General features: G+C 52.9%; 1 tRNA gene and 2 rRNA genes. All 3 read right to left on the bottom strand.

What is annotated here, in order from left to right:
* The 3 genes from AC2FLP_RS21870 to AC2FLP_RS21860 all read right to left on the bottom strand — a co-directional run bounded on the left by AC2FLP_RS21870 (position 1) and on the right by AC2FLP_RS21860 (position 3291).
* Positions 1–77, bottom strand: a tRNA-Met gene (locus AC2FLP_RS21870).
* 86 nt (positions 78–163) lie between these two features.
* Positions 164–278: ribosomal RNA gene (gene rrf / locus AC2FLP_RS21865) — 5S ribosomal RNA — on the bottom strand.
* A 183-nt stretch (positions 279–461) separates the two neighbouring features.
* Positions 462–3291: ribosomal RNA gene (locus tag AC2FLP_RS21860) — 23S ribosomal RNA — on the bottom strand.
* Between the last annotated feature and the right edge of the window lie 243 nt (positions 3292–3534).

The following is a 3534-nucleotide window of genomic DNA, read 5'->3' as shown; positions in this document are numbered from 1 at the left end:
TGGTTGCGGGAGTAGGATTTGAACCTACGACCTTCAGGTTATGAGCCTGACGAGCTACCGGGCTGCTCCATCCCGCGACACTTTGGTGGTCTATTGCCTATTCGGCTATTTGAGACCTGGTAGTGTTTTTATCATCGTTTAGAGAGAATGGGGATTTTACTAGGTTTGGCGGTGACCTACTCTCCCGGGGCTTAAGCCCAAGTACCATTGGCGCGGCAGTGCTTAACTTCCGGGTTCGGGATGGGACCGGGTGTTTCACTTGCGCTATGACCACCAAACCGAGGAAAATCCCCGTCGCTCTTTTTGCTTTGCAAAAAGGCGACGCGCGGCAGGCAGCGTATTCGTTTACGAATGCGCGTTGCCGCACGGTTATTATGTCAATCAACAGTGTCGCTTGGCGCGACACAGCCATCCTTAGTCAAAGGTGTGTATGTTTTTGATTTGTCTTTCCATTACTGGATCAAATCAAGCCTATCGGGCGATTAGTACCGGTCAACTGAACGCATTACTGCGCTTACATCTCCGGCCTATTGACGTGGTGGTCTTCCACGGCCCTCAGGGAGACCTTGTTTTGAGGGGGGCTTCCCGCTTAGATGCCTTCAGCGGTTATCCTGTCCGATCATAGCTACCCAGCACTGCCGTTGGCACGACAACTGGTCCACCAGTGGATCGTTCACCCCGGTCCTCTCGTACTAGGGGCAACTCCTCTCAAGTCTCCTACACCCACGGCAGATAGGGACCGAACTGTCTCACGACGTTCTAAACCCAGCTCACGTACCTCTTTAAACGGCGAACAGCCGTACCCTTGGGACCTGCTCCAGCCCCAGGATGAGATGAGCCGACATCGAGGTGCCAAACACTGCCGTCGATATGGACTCTTGGGCAGTATCAGCCTGTTATCCCCGGCGTACCTTTTATCCGTTGAGCGATGGCCCTTCCACTCGGGACCACCGGATCACTATGGCCGTCTTTCGACTCTGCTCGACTTGTCAGTCTCGCAGTCAGGCTGGCTTCTGCCATTGCACTCAACGAGCGATTTCCGACCGCTCTGAGCCAACCTTCGCGCGCCTCCGTTACGCTTTAGGAGGCGACCGCCCCAGTCAAACTACCCGCCACGCAGGGTCCCGGATCCGGATAACGGACCGCGGTTAGACATCAAGAGTGCGAAGGGTGGTATCTCAAGGGAGGCTCCACAAGAACTGGCGTTCCTGCTTCAAAGCCTACCACCTATCCTGCACATCACAATCCTGATGCCAGTGCGAAGCTGTAGTAAAGGTGCACGGGGTCTTTCCGTCTAACCGCGGGAAGCCTGCATCTTGACAGGCAATTCAATTTCGCTGAGTCGATGTTGGAGACAGCGGGGAAGTCGTTACGCCATTCGTGCAGGTCGGAACTTACCCGACAAGGAATTTCGCTACCTTAGGACCGTTATAGTTACGGCCGCCGTTTACCTGGGCTTCAATTCAAGGCTCTCACCTCTCCTTTTAACCTTCAGGCACCGGGCAGGCGTCAGACCCTATACGTCGTCTTGCGACTTCGCAGAGCCCTGTGTTTTTAATAAACAGTCGCCACCCCCTGGTTTGTGCCCCCAGCCCCTAGTTGCCTAGGAACCGGGCCTCCTTCTCGCGAACTTACGGAGGTATTTTGCCGAGTTCCTTCAACATCGTTCTCTCAAGCGCCTTGGTATGCTCTACCAGTCCACCTGTGTCGGTTTAGGGTACGGTCTGATGGAGGGCTATTTCCAGGAACCACTCAGCAGCCCAATCAATCCGATAAGATTGAACTACACCTGTGATCCGTCACATCCTCCTGGCCTAGGAATATTAACCTAGTTCCCATCGCCTACGCCTTTCGGCCTCGGCTTAGGGGCCGGCTTACCCTGCTCAGATTAGCTTTAAGCAGGAACCCTTGGACTTTCGGCGAGAGTGTCTCTCACACTCTTTGTCGCTACTCATGTCATCATTCTCACTAGTGATCTCTCCACCGGATCGCTCACGCGCCGGCTTCATCGAAAAGACTCGATCCTCCAAGGTGCCCCGAAAGACACTAAAGAGGATAAGTCTTATGTCACACTACGCTCTGCTACCATGCCTTACGGCATCCTAAGCTTCGGCTCATGGCTTGAGCCCCGTTACATCTTCGCCGCAGGACAACTTATTTAGACCAGTGAGCTGTTACGCTATCTTTAAAGGATGGCTGCTTCTAAGCCAACCTCCTGGTTGTTTTGGTCGTCCCACCTGCTTTCCCACTTAGCCATGAATTGGGGGCCTTAGCTGTAGGTCAGGGTTGTTTCCCTCTCCACTACGGACGTTAGCATCCGCAGTGTGTCTGCCATCTAGTACTCCCGGGTATTCGGAGTTTGGTTAGGATCAGTAAGCCTGTGGGGCCCCATTACCCATCCAGTGCTCTACCCCCCGGGGTATTCGGATGACGCTCTACCTAAATAGATTTCGCAGAGAACCAGCTATCTCCGAGTTTGATTGGCCTTTCACCCCTAGGCACAGCTCATCCCGATCCTTTTCAACGGATGTGGGTTCGGTCCTCCAGTAAGTGTTACCTTACCTTCAACCTGGCCATGCCTAGATCACTCGGTTTCGGGTCTGATCCCACGAACTCATTCGCCCTATTAAGACTCGCTTTCGCTACGCCTACACCTAACGGCTTAAGCTTGCTCGTGAGACCAAGTCGATGACCCATTATACAAAAGGTACGCCGTCACCCCGCAAGGGGGCTCCGACTGATTGTAGGCGTTCGGTTTCAGGTACTGTTTCACTCCCCTCGTCGGGGTGCTTTTCACCTTTCCCTCACGGTACTGGTTCACTATCGGTCAGCAAGGAGTACTTAGCCTTCGAAGGTGGTCCTCCGATCTTCAGACAGAATTTCACGTGTTCCGCCCTACTTAATACGTCCATCAGAGCTTAGAATACGGGGCTGTCACCCGCTATGGCCATGCTTCCCAACATGTTCTTCTCACTCATCTGGCTCGGCTGGTCCCCGTTCGCTCGCCGCTACTAGGGGAGTATCAATTGATTTCCTTTCCTCCGGGTACTTAGATGTTTCAGTTCCCCGGGTTTGCCTTTATAACCCTATGTATTCAGGTCATAAATACCTGGTTATGCCCATTATTGATTAGCACAGCTAACAATAACAAACATTCAGGTGGGTTGCCCCATTCAGAAATCCATGGATCAAAGCTTATTCTCAGCTCCCCATGGCTTATCGCAGAGTATCACGTCTTTCATCGCCTCTTGCTGCCAAGGCATTCACCAAACGCCCTTCTCGCGCTTGATTTGATCCAGAAAAAGAAAGACTTGATATTGGCACTACCGCCTATTCGGCTACTTGAGTGCGTTTGACCGCACACAACCAAAGCTGCGCTAGTAATCAAATCAATCGAGACCGCCCAGCTGGTAACTAAAGGCAGTCATTCTTCTGAACCAAAAACATACATTTCCCGCCCCCGCCACTTGGACGAGGACAAATGAGCAACCCCATATGGTCTCTCAGCCGTGCAGCTGATCAACGCAGGTCGCT

Source organism: Ruegeria sp. CDSA141 (assembly GCF_059612005.1).
This window is presented reverse-complemented; position numbering and strand designations above follow the sequence as displayed.